Raw genomic sequence first — 25,042 nt, 5'->3', positions numbered from 1 at the left:
GTGCAGACATTATGTGGGGTTGTCGTCGCCCTGCGTGGCGGGCTTGAGCGATGTCACGAACTCTTCATGGAAAGCCCTTTCGCTGTGGCGTATCCGACCCACCGGGAGCTCGTTTTCCGGCCACCGCGCGGGTTGTGAGGCCACGGCATCTGCCATATAGTGAATCCGGCACACACCCGCTGCGCAGCCATTCACGTCATCACCAACCCAATCCATGAACAGCAAGGACGCAGCGCACCGCGCAAAGGACAGCAACGCCGACGAAAGGGTCGGCGAAAAGGCCGGTCACGCCGCCGCCAGTGTCTCGGCCCGCATCCGCGCGCGGCTGGAAGCCGCGCAGGAACGCTTCCACGCCAACGACAATATCGCCCGCTATATCGAGCCGGGTGAAATGGAGCAGCTGCAGGCCGAAGTCCAGTCCCGGCTGCAGGACGTGCTGCGGGCACTGGTGATCGACGTCGACAACGACCACAACACGCAGGAAACCGCGCGCCGCGTGGCCAAGATGTACCTGAAGGAAATCTTCGCCGGCCGCTATGCCAAGGCCCCGCCGGTGACGGAATTCCCCAACGTCGGCCAGCTCAATGAACTGATGATCGTGGGCCCGCTGCGCGTGCGCAGCGCCTGCTCGCACCACCTGTGCCCGATCATCGGCAAGCTGTGGATCGGGGTGATGCCGAACCAGCATTCCAACCTGATCGGGCTGTCCAAGTACGCTCGGCTGGCCGAATGGATCATGTGCCGTCCGCAGATCCAGGAAGAGGCGGTGGCGCAGGTGGCCGACCTGCTGCAGGAAAAGATGAGTCCCGACGGCCTCGCCATCGTGATGGAGGCCGAGCACTTCTGCATGCACTGGCGCGGCGTGCGCGACACCGACGCCAAGATGACCAACAGCGTGATGCGCGGCTCTTTCCTGAAGGACGACAGCCTGCGCCGCGAATTCCTCACGCTGCTGAACCATAACCGCGGCTAGCGGCCCGGGCCCTGCCGCCACACGGAGCGCCATTACCGGAGCGCCACGACCATGCTAGTCCGCCTGCTCTATGCCAGCCGTGCCCGCCAGGCCATCGATGCCGCCCTGCTCGATGCCATCCTGGCCGCCAGCCTGGAACGCAATCCGCGCCACGGCATCACCGGCGTGCTGTGCCATGGCAACGGCATCTTCCTGCAGGCGCTGGAGGGCGACCGGCAGGAGGTCTCGCAGCTGTTCCAGTCGATCGCGCGCGATCCGCGCCACCACGACGTGACCCTGCTGCATTTCGAGGAAACCTGCACGCGCGACTTTGCCGGCTGGGCGATGGGGCAGGTCAATGCCGCGCGGCTCAATGCCGCCACCCTGCTCAAGTTCTCCGCGCGCGCCGAGCTCGACCCGTACCGCACCGGCGGCGCGGCCTCGCTGGCGCTGCTCAAGGAGCTGATCGCCGGCGCCTCGGTGGTGTCGCGCACCGGCGAGCGCGGCCGGCACTGAGCCGCGCCGGCGGCGCCGCTACACCGTGATCGGCCCGTACAGGCCGCACTCGAGGTCGCTTTCGAACTCTTCCATCCATGACGTGCCGGCGCCGGCTTCATAGACGCTGGTCTTGTCGGTGCCGACGCGGCGCACGCTGACGCGGCGCACGCCGTCGCCGTCGTGCTCGTCGGTAATATCGAACATCTCCGCCGCCAGCCCGACATGCCTGCACGCGTCCAGGACCTGCTGCTGCTCGTCGGCGGGAAATTCAGTGAACGGTCTCGTTGCCATGGCATCCTCCGTCAAGGTTGAGATCGCCGCTTGCGCGCAGCGCGAACGCGCGTGGCGCCGCAGGCGCCACGCATGAAGCAACACGCGCGCCGGCATCCGGCCGGCGGCGCGCGCGCACCCTCCTGGGATCTTGTTGTTCGAGACTCAGCTCTTGCGCTGGGTCACCGCCACGAACGGCGCCGGTGCGTGCTGCACGGACTGGCTGCCGCAATTCGGGCACGGTGGATGGGCAGAGGCATGTTCCGCGAGATGTTCGGTTTTTTCGAACACATGGCCGCACTTCTCGCAGCGGTATTGATAGACGGGCATGGCATTCCCCCACGCGGTGCACACGCCGCGGGGCGCGTGTCAGCTTCATTCTAGGACAGCGGTCCGTGCCGCCAAACGCCAAAATCCCGCTCCACCGGCATGTGCGTGGCGCGTGTGACCGGCGATGTCGCCACCGCGGCACTTTGGCGTGCATTGATTTCCCGCAATGGCTGTATCGCAAGACAAGGGCCGGATTGCTGCGCAAACCCGAGTCAAGCCGGCGCGGACTGCCGCTTATCTTCCAGAGATGTCATTGCATTGGCCGGATCTGGTCCTTTGCGCGATCCCACGGCATCCGCGAACTAGCCGAATTCCGATTCAGCGAGGCGCTGAATCTGGCCAGAATCCGAGTCTTGTGATGACGCCACCGCACGGCGCCCGCAGCCGCAACCCGGTTGCCGTCTCACCCGGAGATTGCCCATGAACGACCAAGTCCTGCGCGTTGCCCTGGCCGACGACCACCCGCTGGTGGTGGCTGCGCTGCGCGACTGCCTGCAGCGCAGCGCGCGCGTCCAGATCAGCGCCGAATGCCGCAACGGCACCGAGCTGCTCGGCACGCTGGCGCGGCACCCGGCCGATATCGCCATCACCGATTTCTGCATGGGCCAAGGCGATGCCTCGCTGGACGGCTTCAACCTGCTCAGCCGGCTGGCGCGGCGCCATCCGGCGACCCGGGTGGTGGTGATCAGCGCCCGCTCCAATGCCGCCATCGTCCGCCGCGCGATGAAGCTGGGCGTGCGCGGCTTCGTCAGCAAGGAGGATCCGCTCGAGGAAGTGGTGCGCGCCTGCGCCCACGCCGCGTTCGGCAGAGGCTGCTTCTGCTCGCCCGCGGTGCACGCGGTGCTGCAGCGCGCGGCGCTGCCCGGCACGCCCGCGCGGGAGCCGACCCAGCGCGAACTCGAAGTCATCCGGCTCTATGCGCAGGGCGCGCAGCTGACCGAGATCGCCGCCAAGCTGGGCCGCTCGGTCAGCACCATCTCCAGCCAGAAGACCGTGGCCATGCGCAAGCTCGGCGTGCAGACCAATACTGGCCTGATCCGCTACGCCTATGAAAGCGGGTTGATCTGACCGCGCGGGCGATGCAGCAAGACCCCGACCGCACCCGCGACACCCTGGCCGGCACCTTCGACGCGCTGGCCGACCACGCCCGCCGGCAGCAGCACCTGTACTCGGTGACCATTGCCGCGCTGATCGCCATCGTGCTGTGCTCGGGCACGCTGCTGGCCGGGCTGGCGGCGGACCAGCACCTGGACTACCGGCGCAGCCAGGTTGCGCAGTATGTCGGCACGGTATCGCAGCGGCTGCATAACGAAGCCTCGTTCGTGCGCCGCACCGCGCTCAGCATCCGCTACCATCTGCGCGCCGCCGTCGCGGCCCCTTCGCGCGACCCCGACGTCGAGGCCTTGCGCCGCACCGGCGCGGCCGGGGTCCATGTCGAGGCCGTGCGCAAGGACTACCATCTGCTGGCCGGCGAAGCCACGCGCCAGGCCTGGGGCGCGAGGCTGCCGACCGAGTTCGCGCGGCTGCGCCAGGTCGCGCTGGCAGCGGTGGCCACGCAGCAGGCCTTCGACCTGGACCATGGCGCCTACGCGGTCTCGCTGGACGAGGACAGCGCGGTCGTGATCCGCCAGCCCGAAGCCGGCGCGCGCGCGCCACTGGCGCTCGATCCGGCGCTGATCCCGCGCCTGCGCGCGCAGCTGACTGGCGCGCTGCTTGACCGCACCGGCCACGCCGTGCCGGCGCGCGACCAGACCGTCTGGCTGGGGCCGCTGCGCGACCCCGTGGACGACAGCCCGATCATGGTCCTGGCCAGCGCCGCCTATGCCGGCGACTCAGCCAGCATGCTGGTGGCCGCCTGCGTGCCGCTGCAGGCGTTCCTGGCCGGCCTGCCGCCGCCACAGGACCACGCCGGCCTGGCGCTGCTCAATGACGCGGACCGCCTGATCGATGTGTGGCCGCATGCCGGCACGCTGACCTCGGCCAGCGCCCGCGACATCGCTGCGCGGGTCCGCGGCCTGCCGCACAACGCGCTGCGCCTGACACGCTCGGGCGTGGTGCTGGTGCAGCCGTTGCAGCCCGGCTTCGGCCTGCTGGTCTACCACCTGCCATACCGGCTGCTGTTCAACGCGCTGGCGGCCGAACTCGCGGTGATCGGCGCCGCCATGCTGCTGCTGACCGTTGCCATCGTGCTCGCGGCGCATTACTGGAGCCGGCACCTGCTGCGGCGCTCGCATGCCGAAGCGAGGCGCGCGCTGGAAAGCGAGCTGATGAACCAGGTGCTGGTCAGTGCCACGCCGGTCGGCCTGTGCATCGTGCGCCAGCACGACTACGCCGTGCTGGCCTGCAATCCGCTGGCGGCATCGCTGCTACCGGCGCGGCCGCACGAACCGCTGCCCGCCGCGGTGGCCGGGGCGCTGGCGCGGCTGCCTTGCGGCGCCGGCGGCGGCCCTGCATCGGTCTGCAGCGTCACCGTCGCGGCCGCTGAAGCACCCGGCCCCACCGCGGCGGCACCGCGCTTCCTGCAGGTCACCTATGCCCCGGCGCGCTACCGCGATGAAGCCGTGCTGTTCTGCGCGGTGCTGGACTGCACCGCGCAAGAGGCGCTGCAGCAGCAGCTGCGCTCCGCCCAGCAGGCCACCGAAGCGATGCTGCGGGTGCGCTCGACTTTCTTTGCCGCGATGAGCCACGAGATCCGCACGCCGCTGAACGCGCTGCTAGGCAACCTCGAACTGCTGGCGCGCAGCGGCGCCATGGAGCCGCACGTGGCGCGGCTGCGCGCGCTGGAGACCGCCGCCGGCTCGCTGCGCCGCATCGTCAACGATGTGCTGGACTTCTCCAAGATCGACGCGGGGCAGCTGGCGCTGGTCAATGCGCCATTCCGTCCCGTCGAGGCCCTGGAGAGCCTGGCGCTCGCCTATGCGCCCATGGTCGCGGGCCGCCCGCTGCGCTTCTGCCTGCAGCTGTCGCCGACGCTGGACACGGAAGTCGTGGGCGATCGCACGCGGCTGGTGCAGGTCTTCAACAACCTGCTGAACAACGCCTTCAAGTTCACCGCCAGCGGCCGCATCACGCTGAGCGGCGAGCTGCAAGCCGATGCGCATGGCACGCAGCGGCTGGTCTGCCGCGTCAGCGATTCCGGCATCGGCATGACACCAGCACTGGCGGCGCGCGTGTTCCAGCCGTTCGTGCAGGGCGATGCCGCTGCCGACAGCCGCTATGGCGGCACCGGGCTGGGGTTGTCGATCTGCGCCAGGCTGTGCGAGCTGATGGGCGGCAGCATCGTCGTCAACAGCGTGCCGGACGTTGGCAGCGCGTTCACGGTGTCGGTGCCGCTGGCGCCGGCCGATGCAGCGCCGCACGCACCAGCGGCGGCGAGCGTGACGCACAGCGGCCGTGTGCTGGTGCTATCGCAGGACCAACGCACCGGCGCGTCGATCGAAGGATGGCTCAAGTCCGCGGGGTGGCACACCGAGGCGGTGGCCTCCATCGCCGTGGTGCAGGACAGCGTGCAGCGCAATGCGCCCGCTGCCGTGGTCGCGACCGAAGACTTTGCGCCAGCGGCGCTGGATGCGCTGCGCCAGACCGCGCCGCTGGTGTGGCTGACGGCCGACGGTCCGCATCGCCCGCGGCAGCATGGCGCCGGCATGCTGGAGGCGTCGGCATTCAGCCATCGCGCGCTGCTCGACGCCGTGGCGGCCGCCACCGGCGCAACCCAGCAGGCGACCATGCCCATGCCCGCGGCCCCCACGCCAGCGCTGCCCGCGCCGGCGGCGGCGCCCCTGACCATCCTTGTCGCCGAGGACAACCCGCTGAACCAGTCCCTGGTCGCCGAGCAACTGCAGGCAATCGGCTGCCACCCCATCGTCACGGGCAACGGCAGGCAGGCACTGGCGGTGCTGGCGCGCACACGCGTCGACGCACTGCTGACCGACCTGCATATGCCGGAAATGGACGGCCACGCCTTGCTGCATGCCGTGCAGGCCAGGTATCCGGGCCTGCCGGTCATTGCCTTCAGCGCCGTGGCCTGCAGCGATCCCGAGCACGACTGGCGCCTGCGCGGCTTTTCCTGCTACCTGGCCAAGCCCGCCTCGCTGCAGGACCTCGACGCCTGCCTGCGCGGCCTGCCTCGCGCCGCGACCGATGCCGCCGCCTGCGCGCAACCGCGCGACCCGGCCACCACAGTGGAGACCCCGCGCCGCCGTTACGAAGACATGCTGCGCCGGCAGCTGCAGCAAGACCTGCCGGCACTGGCCCGCATCCTCGCGCAGCAGGACCCGGCCGGCCTGCGCCACTGGGTGCATGCCGCGGCAGGCGCCTTCATGATCGTGCGGCGCCAGTCCATCGTCAGGCAATGCCAGGACCTCGAGGCATTGTGCGAGGCGGCCCCAGGCTGGGCCCCGGCCATGGCCGAAGCGGCAGACATCCTTTACAAGCGGCTGCAGCGCTACGCGCTCGGCGCCGCGGCGGGGCCCTGACCGCTGACGGCAGCGCCTTACCACAATTGGCGGATTTGCGAGCAGCCGCACGCGCGACCATAATGGCAACGCCGCGCCGTGGCCCGCCTGGCCGATCCGACCGGGCGCGGCATTGTCTCCAATGTCTCCCCCATGCCGCCAGAACAAGGCCTGCCCCAGCCCCAGCGCACCTGGGCCATCCTCACCGTTTTCTTCGGCCTGATCATGGCCGTGCTCGACGGCTCGATCGCCAATATCGCGCTGCCGTCGATCTCGCGCGAACTGCAGGCAGATCCCGCCAGCACCATCTGGGTCGTCAACGCCTATCAGCTGACGGTGACCGTATGCCTGCTGCCGCTGTCGTCGCTGGGAGACATCCTGGGCTACAAGCGGGTCTACCGCGCGGGGCTGGCCACCTTCCTGGTGGGGTCGCTGCTGTGCGCGCTGTCGGTCAACCTGCCGATGCTGGTGGCCGCGCGCGTGCTGCAGGGCATCGGCGGCGCCGGCATCATGAGCGTCAACACCGCGCTGGTGCGCTTTATCTACCCGCCCACGCGGCTGGGCCGCGGCATCGGACTCAATGCGCTGGTGGTGGGCGTGACCATCGCGGTGGGGCCGTCGCTGGGCGCGCTGATCCTGGCGGTGGCCAGCTGGCCCTGGCTGTTCGCGGTCAATGTTCCGGTGGCCATCGCCGCGCTGGCGCTGAGCCGTACCGCGCTGCCGAACACGCCGCCGCAGCCGCGCGGGTTCGACTACCCCAGCGCGCTGCTGTCGGCGCTGGTGTTCGGCATGTTTATCCTGAGCGTCGACGGCCTCGGCCATCCCGGCTGGCGCCTGGCCGGCTGCGCGGGCGTGGCGCTCGCGGTGGGGCTGGGCTGGCTGCTGGTGCGGCGCCAGCGCGGCCGCGCCGCGCCGCTGGTGCCGGTCGACCTGTTTGCCAGCCGCGCCTTTGCGCTGGCGGTGGGGACTTCGTTCTGCTCGTTCATGACGCAGATGCTGTCCTTTATCGCGCTGCCGTTCTTTCTCGAATACCAGCTCGGCCGCTCGCTGCAGGAGACCGGCCTGCTGATCACGCCGTGGCCGCTGATGGTGGCGGTGATGGCGGCGGTTTCGGGCCGGCTGTCGGACCGCTATCCGGCCAGCATCCTCGCCGGCATCGGGCTGGCCATGCTGGGCGGCGGACTGGTCGGCCTGGCCACGCTGGGCCCCGACGCCGGCAGCTTCGACATCGCCTGGCGCATGGCCATGTGCGGCACCGGCTTCGGCTTCTTCCAGTCCCCCAACAACCGCGCCATGATCGGCGCCACGCCGCCGGAGCGCAGCGGCGGCGCCAGCGGCGCGCAGGCCACCACGCGACTGCTGGGCCAGACCACCGGCACGGCACTGGTGGCGCTGCTGTTCAGCTTGTCGCCGGACAGCGCGGCGCGCATGGCGTTGTATGTGGCGGCGGCGGTGGCGGCGGTGGGGGCGATGATCAGCCTGAGCCGGTTGCGCGATCCCGGAGGAGAGACGGCGGTGCGGGAGGCGGTGGAGCCGGATGCGTAGATGGGAATGCGCTGAGACGCGGCCGGTTTGCTCCCCTCTCCCGCTTGCGGGAGAGGGAGTACACCAGCAGTAGTTGGAAAGCCGGTGGCAAATGGTGTTACTCCGCCTTCGCCCCCGACTCCTTCACCACCCTCGCCCACTTGGCGATTTCCTGGCGCTGATAGGCCGCCAGCTTTTCCGGCGTGCCCAGCACCGGGTCCAGTCCCAGCGTCTTCAGCTTCGCCTGCACCTCGGGCAGCGTGAAGATGCGGTTGAGCTCGGCATTCAGTTTGGCCACCACCTCCTTCGGCGTATTCGCCGGCGCGAACACCGCGAACCAGGAATCCGCCTCGAAGCCCGGCAGGCCCTGCTCGGCCAGCGTCGGGATATCCGGCGCCGAGGCCGAGCGCTTCGCGCTGGTGATGCCGAGCGCGCGCAGCTTGCCCTCGCGCACCACGGGCAGGGCCGAGGGCAGGTTGTCGAACATCATGGTGATATGGCCGCCAAGCAGGTCGGGAATGGCCATGGCGCGGCCCTTGTAGGGAACGTGCGTGATCTTGACGCCCGCCATCGTATTGAACATTTCCCCGGCCACATGCGGCGAGGTGCCGATGCCTGGCGTGCCGAAGGTCAGGCCGCCGGGCCGGGCCTTGGCCAGCGCGATCAGCTCCGCCACGTTCTTCGCCGGCACGCCCGGATTGACCACCAGCACGTTGGGCGTCGAGGCGATCAGGATCACCGGCGTGAAGTCCTTGACCATGTCGTACGGCATCTTGCTGTACAGCGCGCCGTTGATCGAATGCGTGCCGACAGTGCCGAGCGCCAGCGTATGGCCGTCGGCCGGCGCGTGGGCCACGGCCTCGGCGCCGATATTGCCGCCTGCGCCGGGCTTGTTGTCGACCACCACCGGCTGGCCCCAGGCGGGCGAGATTTTCTCCGAGACGATGCGCGCCAGCGTGTCAGGCGCGCCGCCGGTGGGAAAGCCCACCACGATGCGGATGGGCTTGGCGGGATAGCCCTGTGCCTGCGCGGCAGCGGGGCCGGTCAGGACGGATGCGGCAAGCACTGCCGCCGCGGCAACGGTACCGAAACGCATGGGATGCTCCTCCGGTTGCGCGCGGCTGCGTGGCCGCGCGCATTGTGAAGGCGGCGGCAATGCCGCCGCCGGAACCTGCCAGGCTGCCCGCCTCTTTCAGACCGCGATGCCGCCGAACTCCTGCATCACCTTGTCATGCAGGCGGCGCATGCCGCGCAGCCAGCGGTCATAGTCCTGGCCCTTGCGGCGATAGTACTCAAGCACTTCGGGGTGCGGCAAGATCAGGAAGCGCTCGTCGGCCACGCCCTCCAGCGTCACCGCGGCGACATGCTCGGCGGTGACCGAGCCTTCCTGCAGGAAGCCCTTGCGCTCGCCGTTCTCGCCGAACAGCATATTGGTCTGCACCCCCTGCGGGCAGATGCAGCTGACCTTGATGCCGCGCTCGCCGTAGGTGATCGACAGCCACTCGGCAAAGCCGATGGCGGCATGCTTGGTCACCGCATACGGTGCCGAGCCGATCTGCGACAGCAAGCCCGCCGCCGACACCGTGTTGACGAAGTAGCCGTCGCCGCGCTCCAGCATCTGCGGCAGCACCGCCTTTGCCGCATGGATGTGCGCCATCACGTTGATTTCCCAGATGCGCTGCCAGTCGCCGGCGCTGGCGTCCAGGCCCTTGCGCAGGATGATGCCGGCGTTGGAACAGAAAATATCGACCTGGCCGAAGCGCTGCGTGGCCAGGTCGGCCAGCCCCTGCACCGCGGCTGCGTCGGCCACGTCGACCGGCTGGGCAAACACCTGGCAGGCGGGCGCGACGGCCTGGACCTCGGCCGCCACCGCGGCGGCGCCGGCCGCGTTCAGGTCAGCCACGGCCACGCCGCGCGCGCCAGCCTGCGCAAAGGCCAGTGCCAGCGCGCGGCCGATGCCGGTAGCCGCGCCAGTCACCACGACGGTCTTGTTGCGTACTTCCATGGGTGGTCTCCTCGTTGAATTCGAATGCCGGCATCTGCGCCGGACGCATCAGGCCCGCTTCGCCGCGTCGGGCTCGGGCCCCGGTTCTGGCTGCGCCGAGGCAAAGCGCGCGGTCGCGCGCGCACCGCCCGGCTGCCACAGCCGCGCCTGCAGGGTCTGCGCCAGCTCGCGCACGCGCGGCCCCAGGTTGGCTTCCAGGATTTCCGGCGACAGCCGCGCCGCGGCGCCGCCGATATTCAGCGCCAGCACCTCGCTGCTGCCTGCCAGCCGCAGCGGCGCGGCCGCGCCGCTGACGGTGCGGTCCCATTCGGCATGCGCCACGCAGAAGCCGCGCCGCGCATGGTCACGCAGCGCACGCTCCACGCCCGCGCGCACCGCCGGCCAGCGTGCATCGTAGTGCCGGGCCAGTTCCGCCAGCGCGGCTTCGCGGTGATCCGCATCCAGACCCGCCAGCCACGCCCGCCCGATCGCCGAGGTGGCCATCGGCAGCCGCGCGCCCGGCGCCAGCCGGATCACCAGCGCGCCGCGCGGCTGGCAGCTTTCCAGGTAGACCATGGCATGGCGGTCCGGCATCGCCAGCGCCACCGTGCAATCCGTCGCAAACGCCAGCGACTGCATCAGCGGCTGCGCGATCTCGCGGATGCCGGCAGCGCCGACATAGCGATGTCCCAGCACCATCGCGCCCTGCCCCAGCCGGTATTTTTCCGTCGCCTCGATATAAGTCAGGTAGCCGAGCGTGGCCAGCGTATAGGTCAGCCGCGACACCGTCGGCCGCGGAATGCCGGTGCGCCGCGACAGCTCCGCGTTGCCCAGGTAATCGTCCTGCGGCCCGAACGCGCGCAGCAGCTCCATGCCGCGCGCCAGCGCCGTGACGAAATTGCGGTCATCGGCACAGCCATTGCCCCCCGGCACGTCGGCCGGCACCAGGATGTGCGCGGCATCGGGCGGCGGCGTGGGAATGGTGGTGGTGCGTCTCATGGGCAGCGGTTCGGGCAGGCCCATTAGATTGCAGCAAAGGCGGCGGCCGCAGGGGCGCTATGTAGGGAAAGCATGTGCCCTAGAAACGGTGTTCATGGACACCATTCGACAGGCCGGCGCCTGTCACATCTGTGGCGCCAGAGGCGTCACTTAACGGATTGCTTATGGGCTGGCAAAGAATCGCTGAATTGTCCTTCGGTTGGCACGCGGATATCTTTGCGCAAAAGGCGCGGATCATGCCGGCGACGCTGCCCGTCACGGCAACGCTGACCCGACGCCCGGAGACGACCTGACACGCTGCCCAAGGCGGCAATTCCCATCAAGGATGGCTCTCACCGCCACTGCGCCCACCCCGCGCAGCGGGCCTGCGCGCGCGTTCATTCCTTGTCGGACATAAAAAAGGCGGAGACCCCCGGCCTGTTCATCCGCGGGCCGGCGGAAAAAATGACGATGAGACCACGATGACTACACCCACCAGCATTGGACGCCGGCGGTTCCTCAAGATCCTTGGCGCCGGTTCGTTCGCCGCTTCGGCCGCGGCCCTGGGCATGGCGCCGGCATGGGCGCAAACCCCGGCGGGCGTGCGGCCCTACAAGCTGCTGCGTGCCAAGGAGACGCGCAACAATTGCACCTATTGCTCGGTCGGGTGCGGCCTGCTGATGTATTCGCTGGGGGATGGTGCCAGGAACGCAAAGCCACGCATCTTCCACATCGAGGGCGATCCCGACCATCCGGTCAGCCGCGGCTCGCTGTGTCCCAAGGGCGCGGGGCTGCTCGACATCGTCCATTCGAAAAACCGGCTGCTGTACCCGGAATACCGTGCGCCGGGGTCGAAGGAATGGGTGCGCATCAGCTGGGACGACGCGACCCGGCGCATCGCGCGCCTGCTCAAGGACGACCGCGACCAGCACTTCATCGCGCGCAACGAGAAAGGCCAGCTGGTGAACCGCTGGCTCAGTTCGGGCATGCTCGCCTCGTCGGCGGCGTCCAACGAAACCGGCGTGCTCGACTTCAAGTTTGCCCGCTCGCTGGGCATGCTGGCGCTGGACTGCCAGGCACGGCTGTGCCACGGGCCCACGGTATCCGCACTGGGCCCGTCGTTCGGGCGCGGCGCGATGACCAACCACTGGGTGGACATCAAGAACGCCGATGTCGTCATGATCATGGGCGGCAACCCCGCCGAGGCCCATCCCGTCGGCTTCAAGTGGGTGATCGAAGCCAAGATCAAGAACAAGGCCAGGGTCATCGTCGTCGATCCGCGCTTCAACCGCACGGCCGCGGTGGCCGACATCTTCTCGCCGATCCGCGCGGGCTCGGACACGGCCTTCCTGATGGGCCTGGTCAACTGGCTGCTGCAGCACGACAAGATCCAGCACGACTACGTGCGCGCGTACACCAACGCAGCGCTGATCGTGCGCGAGGACTTCAGCTTCGACGAGGGGCTGTTCTCGGGCTTCGATGCCGAAACCAAACGCTACGACAAGTCGTCGTGGACCTATGAACTCGACGGCGCGGGCAACGCCCGGCGCGATCCGTCGATGCGCCATCCCCGCTGCGTGCTGAGCCTGCTGAAGCAGCACGTATCGCGCTACACGCCGGAGAAGGTCGAGGAAATCACCGGCGTGAAGCAGGCCGACTTCCTGCGGATCGCCGAGATCGTGGGCACGTGCGCGGCGCGGGACAGGACCCTGACGTGGCTGTATGCGCTGGGCTGGACGCACCACACCGGCGGCGCGCAGATCATCCGCGGCGCGGCGATGATCCAGCTGCTGCTGGGCAATGTCGGCATGGCCGGCGGCGGCGTGAACGCGCTGCGCGGGCACTCGAATATCCAGGGCTATACCGACCTGGGCCTGCTGTCGGTACGGCTGCCGGGCTATATGGACCTGCCCACGGACGGACAGCAGACCCTGAAGAAATACCTGGCCGATGCCACGCCCAGGGCGCTGCTGCCCGACCAGGTCAACTACTGGAAGAACCTGCCCAAGTTCTTCGTCTCGCTGCAGAAAAACCTGTTCGGCAAGCATGCCACGGCGCAGAACGACTGGGCTTATGACCTGCTGCCGAAATGGGACCGCAGCTACGACATGCTGGCGTACTTCGACCTGATGTATGAGGGCAAGGTCAACGGCTATATCGTCCAGGGCTTCAACCCGCTGGCGGCGATGCCGGACAAGAACAAGTCCTCCGCCGCGCTGTCGAAACTGAAGTTCCTGGTGGTGATCGACCCGCTGGTGACCGAGACCTCCAACTTCTGGCGCAACGAGGGCAAGTTCAACGACGTCAGGACCGAGGAAATCATGACCGAGGTGTTCCGGCTGCCGTCGAGCTGCTTTGCCGAAGAGGACGGCACCGTGGTCAATTCGGGCCGCTGGCTGCAATGGCACTACGCCGGCCAGCAGCCGCCGGGCGAGGCGCGCCACGACCCCGCCATCCTCGCCGGCATCATGATGGAACTACGCAGGCTGTACCAGACCGAAGGCGGCGCGTGTCCCGAGCAGGTGCTGCACATGACCTGGGACGCCGACACCTATCACGATCCCCACCACCCGCATCCCGAGGAAATGGCCAAGGAGGCCAACGGCTACGCGCTGGCGGACGTTTTCGACGAGCGCGGCAACAAGATCCTGCGCAAAGGCCAGCTGCTGGATTCGTTCGCGCAGCTGCGGGACGACGGCACCACCTCGAGCTACTGCTGGATCTTCAGCGGCTCCTGGACCGAGGCCGGCAACCAGATGGCCAGGCGCGACAACACCGACACCGGGCTCGGCAATACGCCCGGCTGGGCCTGGTCCTGGCCCGCCAACCGCCGCATCCTCTACAACCGCGCTTCGATGGACGAGATGGGGAAGCCCTGGGACCCGAGGCGCCAGATCCTGCATTGGAACGGCCAGCAATGGACGGGCGCCGACGTGCCCGATTTTCCGCTGACCGCGGCGCCCGGCACACCCGTTGGGCCGTTCATCATGCTGCCCGAAGGCGTGGGCCGGCTGTTCTCCGCCGGCGGCATGATCGACGGCCCCTTCCCCGAGCACTACGAGCCGGTGGAGAGCCCGATCGCAAACAACCCGCTGCATGCCAGGGTCACCCACAACCCGACCGCGCGCATCTTCCAGAACGATGCGCAGCGGCTGGGCAACCGCACCGATTTTCCTTATGTCGCCACGACCTATTCGGTGACCGAGCTGTTCCGCCACTGGACCAAGCACTCGCACCTGAACGCCATGCTGCAGCCCGAGCAGTTCGTCGAAATCGGCGAGAAGCTGGCCGCGGACAAGGGCATCACGCACGGCGATACCGTGAAAATCACCACCCGGCGCGGCTACATCACGGCCAAGGCCGTGGTGACCAAGCGCATGCGCACGCTGCAGGTGGCGGGGCAAACGGTCGAGCAGGTCGGCATCCCCTGCCACTGGGGCTTCGAAGGCGCGACCCGCAAGGGCTATCTCGCCAACACCCTGGCGCCCGGCGTGGGCGACGCCAACTCGCAAACGCCGGAATTCAAGGCATTCCTCGTCAATATTGAAAAGATGGCCGGAGCCCGGGCATGAACTCACAGAACATCATCCGCCGCTCGGCCTCGTCCGAGCTGACGCCGGCGCCGCGCATCCGCGACCACCAGATGCAAGTGGCCAAGCTGATCGACGTGTCGATCTGCATCGGCTGCAAGGCGTGCCAGGTCGCCTGCAACGAATGGAACGACCTGCGCGGCGACGTGCAGGAAAACGTCGGCATCTACGACAATCCGCGCGACCTGTCGCCCAACACCTGGACCCTGATGCGCTTCACCGAGCATGAGGACCAGGCTGGCAAGCTGGAATGGCTGATCCGCAAGGACGGCTGCATGCATTGCGAGGATCCCGGCTGCCTGAAAGCCTGTCCCGCGCCCGGCGCCATCGTGCAGTATGCGAACGGCATCGTCGATTTCCAGTCCGACCTGTGCATCGGCTGCGGCTATTGCGTCGCCGGCTGCCCGTTCGACGTGCCGCGCATCTCGAAGCTGGACAACAAGGCCTACAAATGCACGCTGTGCTCCGACCGCGTCGCGGTCGGACAGGAGCCGGCCTGCGTCAAGACCTGCCCCACCGGCGCCATCGCTTTCGGCTCGAAGGCGGAGATGCAGTCGCTTGGCGCGGAGCGCGTGGCCGAGCTGAACGAGCGCGGCTATGCCAATGCCGGCGTGTATGACCCGGCGGGGGTGGGCGGCACCCACGTGATGTACGTGCTGCAGCATGCCGACGATGCCGAGCGCTACGCGGGCCTGCCGAAGGACCCCGAGATCAGCGCGCTGGTCGCCGGGTGGAAGGATGACCTGAAACCCGCCGCCGCGGTCATCGGCGCAGCCGCGGTCGCAGGCATGGCCGCGCATTTCATGGCGGTCGGCCCGAATACCACCGACACCAGCCACGACGGCGCGAGTGACCCCGCCACCGACGACACGGCAAACGGAGACGGCAAATGATGCGCCACGAAGGCAGGATCCTGCGCACGAAGCTCGCCGAGCGGCTGTGCCACTGGGCGGTCGTGCTGTGCTTCTTCCTTGCCGCGGTGTCGGGGATTTCATGGTTCTTCCCCACTGTGAGCTGGATGAGCGGCTTGCTTGGCACGCCGCAACTGGCGCGGCTGCTGCACCCGTTCCTCGGCATCGCGGTATTTGGCGGGCTTTGCTACATGTTCGCGCGCTTCGTGGGCTACAACCTGCCGGCGCGCACGGATGCGATCTGGTTTCGCCGCATCCGTGACGTCCTGATGAACCGGCATGGTGGCGAACCGCTGCAGATCGGCAAGTACAACGCCGGCCAGAAGGTGCTGTTCTGGCTGATCATGGCTTCGATACTGGTGCTGCTGGTCTCCGGGCTGGTCATGTGGCGCGCGTATTTCGCCGAATTTTTCCCGATTCCGGTATTGCGCCTGGCGATCCTGGCCCATGCCGTGGTCGGGATCGGGCTGATCCTGCTGATCATCGGGCATATCTATCTGGCAATCTGGGTCCGCGGCTCGATCACCGGCATGGTGACGGGCTACGTCTCGCGCGCGTGGGCCAGGCAACACCATGACCGGTGGCATGGCGAACTGGAAGCGAAAGACGCGCAGGCGGCAAGCGCAAGGGGGCATGGGCAATGAACCCGCATCCGAAGATGCAGGGGGCGCTGCCGCCGGATGAGGCATCGCGGCATTTCACGCCGCTGATCCAGCCCGACCTGTTCCAGCTTTACAGCCGGCGCGCCGCGCGCCTGCATGCGCTGGCCGAAGGCCACGACCATGCCGCTTACCTGCACTGGGCCGCCCGCGTGACCGAGGCGCAGGCAACCGTGCTGCCCGACGCCGGCGCATGCGGGCCGCTGGCAGCCGGCGCGATTGCGCATGCGGGGCGTTGCATTGCCCTGCTCGACCGTCTGATCGAGCGGCTTGCGCATGACATTCCCGCGCCGGCCGCACCCCATCTCACGGCACTGCGCGGCCTGGCCGCGGTCGAACGCCTGGCGGCCGCGCAGGCGCTGGCCGCGGGCCGCTTCGACGCCGTGCCGGCGGCGATCGCACCATTGCTCTGGGCCGCGCTGTCGCTGCAATGCGCCACCGCCGCGCGCGCGGCGCCGGTGCCCGTCGGCGGCAGCGCCGAGCCGCCAGGTTGCCCGCTGTGCGGCACCGCCCCGGTGGCAAGCCTGATCCTGACCGGCGAGCGCCACGGCATGCGCTACCTGCATTGCCCGCTCTGCGAGAGCGCGTGGCACATGGTGCGGGCCAAATGCAGCAACTGCGGCTCCGCCGCCGAGCTCGACTACCTGAGCCTCGATACCGTCGAAGCCACGGTGCGGGCGGAGAGCTGCGGCGTGTGCCACGGCTATCTGAAGGTGGTGTCACTGGAGCGGGATCCGCATGCCGAAGCGGTGGCCGATGATCTGGCCACGCTGGCGCTGGACGATGCCGTGGCGGGCGAAGGCTTTCAACGTACCGGGTTAAACCCGTTCGCCTTGCCGGGATGAGACCCGGGCAGGCACGCAGTTCGTGTACGCTTATGCGCGGAATTCTCGCCCGTCTGCGCACCGACGGATTGGCCCGAACACAACAGATACCGATGCCCACCAGTCTCCCCGAACCCCAGGCCGTTGCAAACCCCGTCACCCGCAGCGCGATATTCCTCGTCGCAACGCTTGCCGATGGCGATGACCACGCCGAAACCGTGCGTGCATGGTGCGCCGACGTCGCGGCGGTGGTGCGTGCAGTCGGCCATCGCGTACCGGACGGCAACCTGTCCTGTGTCTGCGGCTTCGGCTCGGACGCCTGGGACCGGCTCTTCGGCGCGCCCCGTCCCGCTGCGCTGCACCGCTTCCGCGAGTTCGGTGCCGGCGAGCGCATGGCCCCGGCAACGCCGGGCGATCTGCTGTTGCACATCCGCGCCGAAGCGATGGACCTTTGCTTCGAGCTGGCCACGCAGCTGCTCGGCAAGCTGGGCGACGCGGTGCGGGTGGTCGACGAGGTGCATGGCTTTCGCAACTTCGACATGCGCGCGATGATCGGTTTCGTGGACGGCACAGAAAATCCGACCGGCCGCGAAGCCGCGGGCTTCACGGTGATCGGGGAAGAAGACGCCGGGTTCGCCGGCGGCAGCTACGTCATGGTGCAGAAGTACCTGCACGACATGGCCGGGTGGAACGCGTTGCCGGTCGAGGCGCAGGAACTGATCATTGGCCGCAGGAAGCTGTCGGACATCGAGCTGGACGCCAGTGTCAAGCCATCGAACTCGCACAGCGCGCTGACCACGCTCGACGACAACGGGCAGGAAGTCAAGATCCTGCGCAACAACATGGTGTTTGGCCGCCCCGGTGCGGGCGAATTCGGCACCTACTTCATCGCCTACGCCCGCTCGCCGGCCCCGATCGAGCAAATGCTCGAGAACATGTTCGTCGGCCGGCCGCCCGGCAACTACGACCGGCTGCTCGATTTCAGCCGGGCTGTCACCGGCGGCCTGTTCTTTGTCCCCTCGGCCGACCTGCTCGAAGCGCTGGCGGACCGCAGCGGCTCCGGGCATTGACGTGGCCGCCTGCCCTCCCCTCCGATTGGCGGCCGCGATCCCCCGGGCCCATCGCGGCCGCGCCTGGCGCGGTCAGCCGCCCAGTTCCTGGAAGGCGTGACCGTTGGCACCGAGTCCTTTCAGGACATCGGGCGGCACATCGGTCTCGGCGACGGTTCCTTCAAGCCGCCACTGCGCGGCATCGGCAAGGTCGGGAAGCCCCGCCCCCTTGCGCACATAGAGTCCCAGCGTCGGCTTCTTCAGGTTGAGGTAAAAGTCGAACTCCTGCATGGTTGAACCTCCGGCGTAAAAGTCCCTGCACTATCGCCTGCGTTGTTGCCTGCCGCGCTCAGGCTGCGGCATCACCGGCAGCAACGGCGCCATCCCCCTTTCCGCCATTCCCCTTACCGGGCGAAGCAGCCTTGGCACTCGCCTTGCCGGCCTTCGGCTTGCGCGCCGCTTCCAGCTTCCTGAAGCTCGCCGCGTCGCGCTCGCGGTCGAAGCCCACCTCGACACTGTCCCCGGACTTCAGCTTGTCGCCCAGTATCTGCCGCGCCAGCGCGGTTTCGACCTGCTGGCGGATCTGGCGCCGCAGCTCGCGCGCACCGAATTCTGGCTGGTAGCCCACCTCCACCAGATGATCGATCAGCGCCTCATCGAACCTGACCGCGATGTCCTGCGCGGCGGCGGTGCGCGCGACGCGATCAAGCTGGATCTGCACGATCGCGCGGATGTTCTCGCGCGAGAGCGCATGGAACACAATGATGTCATCGATGCGATTGAGGAACTCCGGCCGGAAATGTCCCTTCAGAACCTTCATCAGCGCTTCGTGCAGCGCCTTGTCGTCCATGCGGGATGCATCAGGCTTCTCGAGGTTCTCCATGATGATCGGTGCGCCCAGGTTGCTGGTGGCGATGATGACGGTGTTGCTGAAATCCACCACGCGGCCCTTGCCGTCGGTCAGGCGTCCGTCGTCGAAGACCTGCAGCAGCACGTTGTACACGTCGGTGTGGGCCTTTTCGATCTCGTCCAGCAAGATCACGCTATAGGGCCGGCGGCGGACGCGCTCGGTCAGCTGCCCGCCCTCGTCGTAGCCGACATAGCCCGGGGGCGCGCCAATCAGCCGTGCCACCGCATGGCGCTCCATGTATTCGGACATGTCGATGCGGATGATGGCCTGCTCGTCGCCGAACACGGTTTCCGCGAGCGCCTTGGCCAGCTCGGTCTTGCCCACGCCAGTCGGCCCGAGGAAGAGAAAGGTCGCAATCGGCCGGTTGGCCTGGCCGAGCCCCGCGCGCGACAGGCGCACCGCGTCGCTCACCGCGACCACCGCGTCATCCTGGCCCACGATGCGCTCGCGCAGCCGCTCCTCCATCTTCAGCAGCTTCTGGCGTTCTTCCTGCGTGAGGTCGGTCACCGGGATGCCGGTCAGGCGCGACACCACCTCGGCAATGGCCGCGACCGTGACTTCCAGCGTCTCCGAGCCGGTCTTGCGCTGCCACGCCTCCGTCAGCTCATCGAGCCGCTTTTGCTGGTCGGTGATGCGGTCCTCGAAGGCCTTGGCCTCGTCAAAGCGCTTGCGTGACGCGGCATAGTCCTGCTCGCGCCTGAGCTGCGTGATCTCCGCCTCCAGTTCCTGGATGTCGGCTGGCCGCGAGGTCGAACCGATGCGCACGCGCGCCGCGGCCTGGTCGATCAGGTCGATGGCCTTGTCTGGCAGGAAGCGCGACGTGATGTAGCGGTCCGACATTTCTGCCGCGGCCACGAATGCATCGTCGGCAAAGGTGACCTGGTGGTGCGCCTCGAGCTTGTCGCGCAGGCCGCGCAGGATGACGATGGTCTGCTCCACGGTGGGCTCCGGCACCAGCACCGGCTGGAAGCGCCGTTCCAGCGCCGCGTCTTTCTCGATGTACTTCTGGTATTCGTTCAGCGTGGTCGCGCCGATCAGGCTCAGTTCGCCGCGCGCCAGCGCGGGCTTGAGCACGTTGGCAATGTCCAGGCCGCCCTCGCCGCCGCCCTGTCCCGCGCCGACGATGGTGTGCAGTTCGTCGATAAACAGGATCAGCTCATCGTTCCTGGCAGTGACCTCATCGATCAGCTGCTTGGCACGTTCCTCGAACTCGCCCCGGTACTTCGCCCCCGCCACCATGGCATTGAGGTTGATCTCGACCAGGCGTTTGCCGCGCAGCACTTCAGGCACGTCGCCGTTGACGATGCGCTGCGCCAGCCCCTCGACAATGGCGGTCTTGCCCACGCCGGGCTCGCCGATCAGCACCGGGTTATTCTTTTTGCGCCGCGCCAGCACCTCGATCGTGTTCTCGATCTCCTGTGCCCGGCCGAGCACCGGGTCAAGCTTGCCCTGACGCGCGATCGCCGTCAGGTCGCGCCCGAACTTGTCCAGCGTGGGCGTGCCCGTTGGCGTGTCGACGCGACCATCCTCCGCGCCCTTGCCCACCACCTTCACCACCTTCTGGCGCAGCGCCTCAGGCGTGACGCCGTACTTCTTCAGCAGCGTCCCGGCGATACTGTCGGGCACCGAGGCCAGCCCGATCAGCAGGTGCTCCGGGCCAACATAGGAATGCCCCAGCTCGCGCGACGCCTGGAACGCATACTGGAACGCCTTCTTCAGGCGCGGCGAGATCGTCATCCGGTCGACCGCGGCGTCCGGCGCGGCGCTGCCGGTTTGCGCATGCGCGTCGATATAGCCGCGCAGGTCTTGCGGCGATAGCTTGAGCTCCTTGAGCAGCGCAACGCAGACATCGGTATCGGACAGCACATAGAGCAGGTGCTCGGTGTCCAGTTCATTGCGCCGCAGCTCATGGGCCTTTTCCGCCGCGCGCTGCAGCAACTCCAGCGTCTGTTCGCTGAAGGCGTCGGTCACGTCGACGGATTCACGCGGTACTTCGGCCGCGAAGCCGCCCTGCGCCTCGTCGTCCGCGCCATTGCCGAGGCCGCCGAAGAAGCGCGACAGGCCGCCCCCGCCCAGCAGCGAATCGAACGGGTTGAGCATGTCCTGGTGGCGCAGCAGCTGCCGGTAGTCGTAGTCGCAAATAGACATGGACTTGCGCTGGCCGTCCTGAACCACCGTCACGCGCGCCACGGCCGGGCGCGCATTGCAGATTTCACATAGGGTCGGCATGATGGGCTTTCCTCCACAGACAGGTCGCGTTTAGCGTCAACGAAATGCCGCGGCACGCCGCCTGCGCGGCTTGCAACGGCGCGTGGAATCAAGGAAAAGAGGCGTGACGTGCCATTACGTCACCGTCGAGCGCAGCACGCGCACCGGGACGGACTTGTAGGACGGCGTGCCGCTGTCCTCGTCAATGTAGTCGAGCGGCACCAGCCTGTTGGCCTCCGGATAGTAGGCGGCGACCGATCCCGGCGCAATCTCGTATTCGATCGCGGTCAGTTTGTCGAAGCGCAGTTGCCGGCCCGCTGCAATGGTCTCGATATCAACCAGGTCCCCATGTTCCAGGCCGCGCGCAGCCAGGTCGGCCGCGTTCATGAACAGCACATCGCGGCGCCCGAACACGCCCCGGTAGCGGTCATCCATGGCATAGATCGTGGTGTTGTACTGGTCATGGCTGCGGATCGTCACCAGCCGCAGCACATCGTGGGCCTGGACCTGTTTGTCTTCCTGCAGTCCCTTGAACACGTAGAACTCCGCCTTTCCCGACGGTGTTTCCCATCTGCGTTCGGTGGGCGGCAACGGCATGCGGAATCCGCCAGGCACGCGCACGCGCGTGTTGAAGTCGTCGAAGCCCGGCACGGTCTGCTCGATCAGGTCGCGGATCCGGTCATAGTCGGCAACCAGCTCCAGCCACGGAACCCTGCTGTCCGGCAGGGTTGCGGTGGCAATGCCCGCAACGATGGCCGGCTCCGAGCGCAGCAACGCGGATGCCGGCGTGAGCTTGCCGGCCGAGGCATGGACCATCGACATCGAATCCTCCACCGTGACCGATTGCGGCCCGGTTTCCTGCAAATCCAGTTCCGTGCGGCCGAGGCAGGGCAGCAGGTAGGTCTCCCTGGCCACCAGCAGGTGCGTGCGATTGAGCTTGGTGCCGACATGGACGCTCAGGTCAAGCTTGCCCATGGCAGGGAAGCACTGGTCCGGATCAGGCAGCGCGACCGCGAAGTTTCCTCCCAGGCAAAACAGCGCCCTGGCGCTGCCGTCGATCATCGCCTGCATGGCCCGGACGGCATCGTGCCCGTGCGCCGCCGGCGGACGGAAGCCGAACGTGTCCGCGAGCCGCTGCAGGAAATCCGCAGAGGGCTTCTCGGTGATGCCGACGGTCCGGTTGCCCTGCACGTTGGAGTGGCCGCGCAAGGGACAGATGCCGGCGCCGGGCTTGCCGAAGTTGCCGCGCAGCATCAGCAGGTCGCACAGCAGGCGGACATTGGCCGTGCCTTCGTTGTGCTGCGTCACGCCCATGCCATAGGTGACGATGGTGGCGTTCGACTTCGCATAGGCCGCCGCGACCCGTTCCAGGTCGGCACGCGCAAGTCCGCTGGTCTGTTCGACATCCGCCCATTCGGTCGCCGCCAGGTCCTCCGCCAGCGCTGCAAAGCCCTGGGTGTGGCCGGCAATGAAGTCGTGGTCCAGCACGTTGCCCTGGCTGGCTTCCAGTTCCAGCAGTGCTTTCATGACCCCCTTGATGGCGGCGGCATCGCCCCCGGCCCGCACCAGGAAGTACGACGACGCGATCCGGGTGGAGCCGTAGGTCGCCATCTCCAGCATATTCTGCGGGTCGGCGAAGCGCTCGAGCGCGCGTTCGCGCAACGGGTTGAACACCAGGATCGGCACGTTGCGCCGCGATGCCTCGTGCAGCGTTCCCATCATGCGGGGATGGTTGGTGCCGGGGTTGTGACCGATCGAGATGATCAGCTCGCACTGGTCAAAGTCGTCCAGCGACACGGTGCCCTTGCCGATGCCGATCGAGCGCGGCAGGCCGACGCTGGTCGGCTCGTGGCACATGTTCGAGCAATCAGGGAAATTGTTGGTGCCGTACTCCCGCGCGAACAGCTGGTACAGGTATGCGGCCTCGTTGGAGGCCCGGCCGGACGTATAGAACTCGACCTGATCCGGCGCCAGGCCGCGCAGGATTTCGCCGATGCGGGCGAACGCAGCTTCCCACTCCACCAGCCTGAAGGTGTCGGTGGCGCGGTCATAGACGAGCGGATGCGTCAGGCGGCCCTGGTCTTCCAGTTCGAAATCGGTGCGGTTCAGCAGCGCCGACACCGTGTTGGCCGCGAAGAATTCCGGCGTCACGCGCTTGGTCGTGGCTTCCCAGGTGACGGCCTTGGCGCCGTTTTCGCAGAACTGGAAGGTCGACCGGTGCTCCTTGTCGGGCCACGCGCAGCCGGGACAGTCGAAGCCGTCGGGCTGGTTGGTGCGCAGCAGCGTGATCGGGGCCTTGACGGTATCCATCTGCAGCCGGATCGCCGTGGCGGTTGCCTTCAGCGCTCCCCATCCTCCGGCGGGGCCGTCGTATTTGCGAATACCGGGTACATCGCGTAGCTTGGCCATGATTGCTCCTTGTGCGAAGGGGGCGGCGTTGCAGTGGATCACGCGCGTTACTGTTACCGCTTGCTGCTGGTGTGCTCCCCTCTCCCGCAAGCGGGAGAGGGGAGCCTATGCGTGGGTCCGTGGCACTCCGCGGCGAGCACCGTTAGCGGTAGAGCCCCGCCATCCTCTCCATCGCCACGGGCTTGATCCGCGCCGCCTGTCCCGCGCAGCCGAAGGCCTCGAAGCGCAACTTGACCACGCCCCGCGCGCCCTTCTTCGCCGCCAGCAACGCCTTGCGCGGATCGAACTCGCTGCGGTCTTCGGCCAGCGACTTGCGGATGGCGCCGGTCATGGCCAGGCGGATGTCGGTGTCGATATTCACCTTGCGCACGCCGTTCCGGATGCCGCGCAGGATCTCCTCGACCGGCACGCCGTAGGTCTCCTTGATGTCGCCGCCGTACTGGCGGATGATTTCCAGCCATTCCTGCGGCACCGAGCTGGAGCCGTGCATGACCAGGTGGGTGTCGGGAATCTGCTCGTGGATCGCACGGATGCGGTCGATCGCCAGGATGTCGCCGGTAGGCTGGCGCGAGAACTTGTAGGCGCCATGGCTGGTGCCGATGGCGATGGCGAGCGCATCCACGCCGGTGCGAGCGACGAAGTCGCGCGCCTGCGCCGGGTCGGTCAGCATCATGTCGTGCGACAGCGTGCCCGCCGCGCCGACGCCGTCTTCCTCGCCCGCCTGGCCGGTCTCCAGCGAACCGAGGCAGCCCAGCTCGCCTTCCACCGAGACGCCGACCGCATGCGCCATCTCGCACACGCGCCGCGTGACGTCGACGTTGTAGTCGTAGTCGGACGGCGTCTTCATGTCCTCGCGCAGCGAGCCGTCCATCATCACGCTGGTAAAGCCGGAGCGGATCGACGCCTGGCACACGGCCGGGCTGGAGCCGTGGTCCTGGTGCAGCACGATGGGAATGTCGGGATGGGTCTCGGCGGCGGCCAGCACCATATGGCGCAGGTAGGCCTCACCCGCATATTTGCGAGCACCGGCCGAGGCCTGCAGGATCACGGGGCTGTCGGTTTCCTCCGCCGCCTCCATGATCGCGTGGATCTGTTCCAGGTTATTGACGTTGAAGGCCGGCACGCCGTAGCCGAACTCTCCCGCGTGGTCGAGCAGCTGGCGCAGGGATATGAGTGCCATGATGAGTCTCCTTGGCTTGATGCGGATTGGGTGAGCGATCAGGCGGCGGCGCGTTGCGCCAGCACGGCCAGCGCGGGCAGCGTCTTGCCTTCCAGGAATTCCAGGAACGCGCCGCCGCCGGTGGAGATGTAGCCCACGCGGTCGGCAATGCCGTACTTGGCGATGGCGGCGAGCGTGTCGCCGCCGCCGGCGATCGAGAACGCCTTCGATTCGGCGATGGCCTGGGCCAGCACCCTGGTGCCGTTGCCGAACTGGTCGAACTCGAACACGCCCACCGGGCCGTTCCAGACGATGGTGCCGGCGGCCTTGAGC

At 67.9% G+C, this 25,042-nt stretch carries 20 protein-coding genes; 10 read left to right on the top strand and 10 right to left on the bottom strand.

The annotated features are described in order from the left end of the window. Positions 1-214: 214 nt before the first annotated feature. Positions 215-973 (top strand): GTP cyclohydrolase I, encoded by a 759-nt coding sequence (folE, locus tag U9J39_RS28420; protein ID WP_326348704.1) that lies wholly within the window; start codon positions 215-217, stop codon positions 971-973. 51 nt (positions 974-1,024) lie between these two features. Further along, positions 1,025-1,468 carry a BLUF domain-containing protein gene (locus U9J39_RS28415; protein WP_326348703.1) on the top strand — a complete coding sequence of 148 codons (444 nt, stop codon included), beginning with the start codon at positions 1,025-1,027 and terminating at the stop codon, positions 1,466-1,468. 18 nt (positions 1,469-1,486) lie between these two features. On the opposite strand, the gene U9J39_RS28410 is transcribed toward U9J39_RS28415, so the two are convergent. Together U9J39_RS28410 and U9J39_RS28405 are read right to left on the bottom strand one after the other, a co-directional pair. Next, complete coding sequence (locus U9J39_RS28410) at positions 1,487-1,741, bottom strand: hypothetical protein (protein WP_115714270.1); 255 nt, start codon at positions 1,739-1,741, stop codon at positions 1,487-1,489. Between the two features lie 144 nt (positions 1,742-1,885). Then, complete coding sequence (locus U9J39_RS28405; RefSeq protein WP_018008406.1) at positions 1,886-2,050, bottom strand: FmdB family zinc ribbon protein; 165 nt, start codon at positions 2,048-2,050, stop codon at positions 1,886-1,888. 420 nt (positions 2,051-2,470) lie between these two features. On the opposite strand from U9J39_RS28405, the gene U9J39_RS28400 reads away from it, so the two are divergent. The 3 genes from U9J39_RS28400 to U9J39_RS28390 all read left to right on the top strand — a co-directional run bounded on the left by U9J39_RS28400 (position 2,471) and on the right by U9J39_RS28390 (position 8,049). Continuing rightward, on the top strand, positions 2,471-3,118 hold the full coding sequence (locus U9J39_RS28400) for a response regulator transcription factor (protein ID WP_115683365.1): 648 nt from the start codon (positions 2,471-2,473) through the stop codon (positions 3,116-3,118). 11 nt (positions 3,119-3,129) lie between these two features. Beyond that, positions 3,130-6,525 carry an ATP-binding protein gene (locus U9J39_RS28395; protein WP_326348702.1) on the top strand — a complete coding sequence of 1,132 codons (3,396 nt, stop codon included), beginning with the start codon at positions 3,130-3,132 and terminating at the stop codon, positions 6,523-6,525. Between the two features lie 132 nt (positions 6,526-6,657). After that, positions 6,658-8,049 carry an MFS transporter gene (locus U9J39_RS28390; protein ID WP_115713645.1) on the top strand — a complete coding sequence of 464 codons (1,392 nt, stop codon included), beginning with the start codon at positions 6,658-6,660 and terminating at the stop codon, positions 8,047-8,049. Positions 8,050-8,146: 97 nt separating this feature from the next. Here U9J39_RS28390 and U9J39_RS28385 read toward each other — a convergent pair whose 3' ends face one another. The 3 genes from U9J39_RS28385 to U9J39_RS28375 all read right to left on the bottom strand — a co-directional run bounded on the left by U9J39_RS28385 (position 8,147) and on the right by U9J39_RS28375 (position 11,011). After that, positions 8,147-9,124, bottom strand: a complete 978-nt coding sequence (locus tag U9J39_RS28385; RefSeq protein ID WP_115713646.1) for a Bug family tripartite tricarboxylate transporter substrate binding protein — start codon at positions 9,122-9,124, stop codon at positions 8,147-8,149. A 96-nt stretch (positions 9,125-9,220) separates the two neighbouring features. Continuing rightward, a complete protein-coding gene (locus tag U9J39_RS28380; RefSeq protein WP_115713647.1) occupies positions 9,221-10,033 on the bottom strand; it encodes an SDR family oxidoreductase in 813 nt (270 codons plus the stop codon). A 48-nt stretch (positions 10,034-10,081) separates the two neighbouring features. Continuing rightward, positions 10,082-11,011 (bottom strand): IclR family transcriptional regulator, encoded by a 930-nt coding sequence (locus tag U9J39_RS28375; RefSeq protein ID WP_116314769.1) that lies wholly within the window; start codon positions 11,009-11,011, stop codon positions 10,082-10,084. Between the two features lie 461 nt (positions 11,012-11,472). Here U9J39_RS28375 and fdnG point away from each other — a divergent pair, with 461 nt between their 5' ends. From fdnG to U9J39_RS28350, 5 genes are all read left to right on the top strand, one after another. Beyond that, on the top strand, positions 11,473-14,562 hold the full coding sequence (gene fdnG, locus U9J39_RS28370) for a formate dehydrogenase-N subunit alpha (RefSeq protein WP_115713648.1): 3,090 nt from the start codon (positions 11,473-11,475) through the stop codon (positions 14,560-14,562). Further along, positions 14,559-15,473 carry a formate dehydrogenase subunit beta gene (gene fdxH / locus U9J39_RS28365; protein ID WP_326348701.1) on the top strand — a complete coding sequence of 305 codons (915 nt, stop codon included), beginning with the start codon at positions 14,559-14,561 and terminating at the stop codon, positions 15,471-15,473. The genes fdnG and fdxH overlap by 4 nt, the downstream gene beginning before the upstream one ends. Next, entirely contained in the window at positions 15,473-16,135 is a 663-nt protein-coding gene (locus U9J39_RS28360; RefSeq protein ID WP_442784929.1) for a formate dehydrogenase subunit gamma, read from the top strand. Before fdxH ends, U9J39_RS28360 begins: the two co-directional genes overlap by 1 nt. Then, entirely contained in the window at positions 16,132-16,995 is an 864-nt protein-coding gene (gene fdhE / locus U9J39_RS28355) for a formate dehydrogenase accessory protein FdhE (protein ID WP_326348699.1), read from the top strand. Before U9J39_RS28360 ends, fdhE begins: the two co-directional genes overlap by 4 nt. Before the next feature lie 92 nt (positions 16,996-17,087). Beyond that, the gene (locus U9J39_RS28350) at positions 17,088-18,044 is read left to right on the top strand and encodes a Dyp-type peroxidase (protein ID WP_116314155.1); all 957 of its coding nucleotides are present in this window, start codon (positions 17,088-17,090) and stop codon (positions 18,042-18,044) included. 72 nt (positions 18,045-18,116) lie between these two features. On the opposite strand, the gene U9J39_RS28345 is transcribed toward U9J39_RS28350, so the two are convergent. From U9J39_RS28345 to pgk, 5 genes are all read right to left on the bottom strand, one after another. Then, positions 18,117-18,314, bottom strand: coding sequence for a hypothetical protein (locus U9J39_RS28345; RefSeq protein WP_115713651.1), 198 nt, complete (start codon positions 18,312-18,314; stop codon positions 18,117-18,119). A gap of 58 nt (positions 18,315-18,372) precedes the next feature. Further along, on the bottom strand, positions 18,373-21,162 hold the full coding sequence (locus tag U9J39_RS28340; RefSeq protein WP_326348698.1) for an ATP-dependent Clp protease ATP-binding subunit: 2,790 nt from the start codon (positions 21,160-21,162) through the stop codon (positions 18,373-18,375). 114 nt (positions 21,163-21,276) lie between these two features. Next, complete coding sequence (locus tag U9J39_RS28335) at positions 21,277-23,550, bottom strand: FdhF/YdeP family oxidoreductase (RefSeq protein ID WP_326348697.1); 2,274 nt, start codon at positions 23,548-23,550, stop codon at positions 21,277-21,279. A gap of 142 nt (positions 23,551-23,692) precedes the next feature. Continuing rightward, complete coding sequence (gene fba / locus U9J39_RS28330) at positions 23,693-24,730, bottom strand: class II fructose-bisphosphate aldolase (protein ID WP_116314152.1); 1,038 nt, start codon at positions 24,728-24,730, stop codon at positions 23,693-23,695. 38 nt (positions 24,731-24,768) lie between these two features. Then, on the bottom strand, positions 24,769-25,042 hold a 274-nt coding region (pgk, locus tag U9J39_RS28325), incomplete at its 5' end, for a phosphoglycerate kinase (RefSeq protein ID WP_326348696.1).

Origin of the sequence: Cupriavidus sp. SS-3 (genome assembly GCF_035818815.1) — a bacterium.
Lineage (GTDB): Bacteria > Pseudomonadota > Gammaproteobacteria > Burkholderiales > Burkholderiaceae > Cupriavidus > Cupriavidus taiwanensis_C.
The sequence above is the reverse complement of the archived record's forward strand: the minus strand, read 5'-3'. Positions and strand labels throughout refer to the sequence as shown.

What these genes read in the sequence shown, in the direction of transcription:
- U9J39_RS28405 (WP_018008406.1), bottom strand. Translation starts at nt 2,050, where the DNA reads ATGCCCGTCTATCAATACCGCTGCGAGAAGTGCGGCCATGTGTTCGAA.
- U9J39_RS28340 (WP_326348698.1), bottom strand. Translation starts at nt 21,162, where the DNA reads ATGCCGACCCTATGTGAAATCTGCAATGCGCGCCCGGCCGTGGCGCGC.
- U9J39_RS28415 (WP_326348703.1), top strand. Translation starts at nt 1,025, where the DNA reads ATGCTAGTCCGCCTGCTCTATGCCAGCCGTGCCCGCCAGGCCATCGAT.
- U9J39_RS28345 (WP_115713651.1), bottom strand. Translation starts at nt 18,314, where the DNA reads ATGCAGGAGTTCGACTTTTACCTCAACCTGAAGAAGCCGACGCTGGGA.
- fdnG (WP_115713648.1), top strand. Translation starts at nt 11,473, where the DNA reads ATGACTACACCCACCAGCATTGGACGCCGGCGGTTCCTCAAGATCCTT.
- fdhE (WP_326348699.1), top strand. Translation starts at nt 16,132, where the DNA reads ATGAACCCGCATCCGAAGATGCAGGGGGCGCTGCCGCCGGATGAGGCA.
- U9J39_RS28350 (WP_116314155.1), top strand. Translation starts at nt 17,088, where the DNA reads ATGCCCACCAGTCTCCCCGAACCCCAGGCCGTTGCAAACCCCGTCACC.
- U9J39_RS28375 (WP_116314769.1), bottom strand. Translation starts at nt 11,011, where the DNA reads ATGAGACGCACCACCACCATTCCCACGCCGCCGCCCGATGCCGCGCAC.
- fba (WP_116314152.1), bottom strand. Translation starts at nt 24,730, where the DNA reads ATGGCACTCATATCCCTGCGCCAGCTGCTCGACCACGCGGGAGAGTTC.
- U9J39_RS28360 (WP_442784929.1), top strand. Translation starts at nt 15,473, where the DNA reads ATGCGCCACGAAGGCAGGATCCTGCGCACGAAGCTCGCCGAGCGGCTG.
- U9J39_RS28400 (WP_115683365.1), top strand. Translation starts at nt 2,471, where the DNA reads ATGAACGACCAAGTCCTGCGCGTTGCCCTGGCCGACGACCACCCGCTG.
- U9J39_RS28385 (WP_115713646.1), bottom strand. Translation starts at nt 9,124, where the DNA reads ATGCGTTTCGGTACCGTTGCCGCGGCGGCAGTGCTTGCCGCATCCGTC.
- U9J39_RS28390 (WP_115713645.1), top strand. Translation starts at nt 6,658, where the DNA reads ATGCCGCCAGAACAAGGCCTGCCCCAGCCCCAGCGCACCTGGGCCATC.
- U9J39_RS28410 (WP_115714270.1), bottom strand. Translation starts at nt 1,741, where the DNA reads ATGGCAACGAGACCGTTCACTGAATTTCCCGCCGACGAGCAGCAGCAG.
- folE (WP_326348704.1), top strand. Translation starts at nt 215, where the DNA reads ATGAACAGCAAGGACGCAGCGCACCGCGCAAAGGACAGCAACGCCGAC.
- fdxH (WP_326348701.1), top strand. Translation starts at nt 14,559, where the DNA reads ATGAACTCACAGAACATCATCCGCCGCTCGGCCTCGTCCGAGCTGACG.
- U9J39_RS28395 (WP_326348702.1), top strand. Translation starts at nt 3,130, where the DNA reads ATGCAGCAAGACCCCGACCGCACCCGCGACACCCTGGCCGGCACCTTC.
- U9J39_RS28380 (WP_115713647.1), bottom strand. Translation starts at nt 10,033, where the DNA reads ATGGAAGTACGCAACAAGACCGTCGTGGTGACTGGCGCGGCTACCGGC.
- U9J39_RS28335 (WP_326348697.1), bottom strand. Translation starts at nt 23,550, where the DNA reads ATGGCCAAGCTACGCGATGTACCCGGTATTCGCAAATACGACGGCCCC.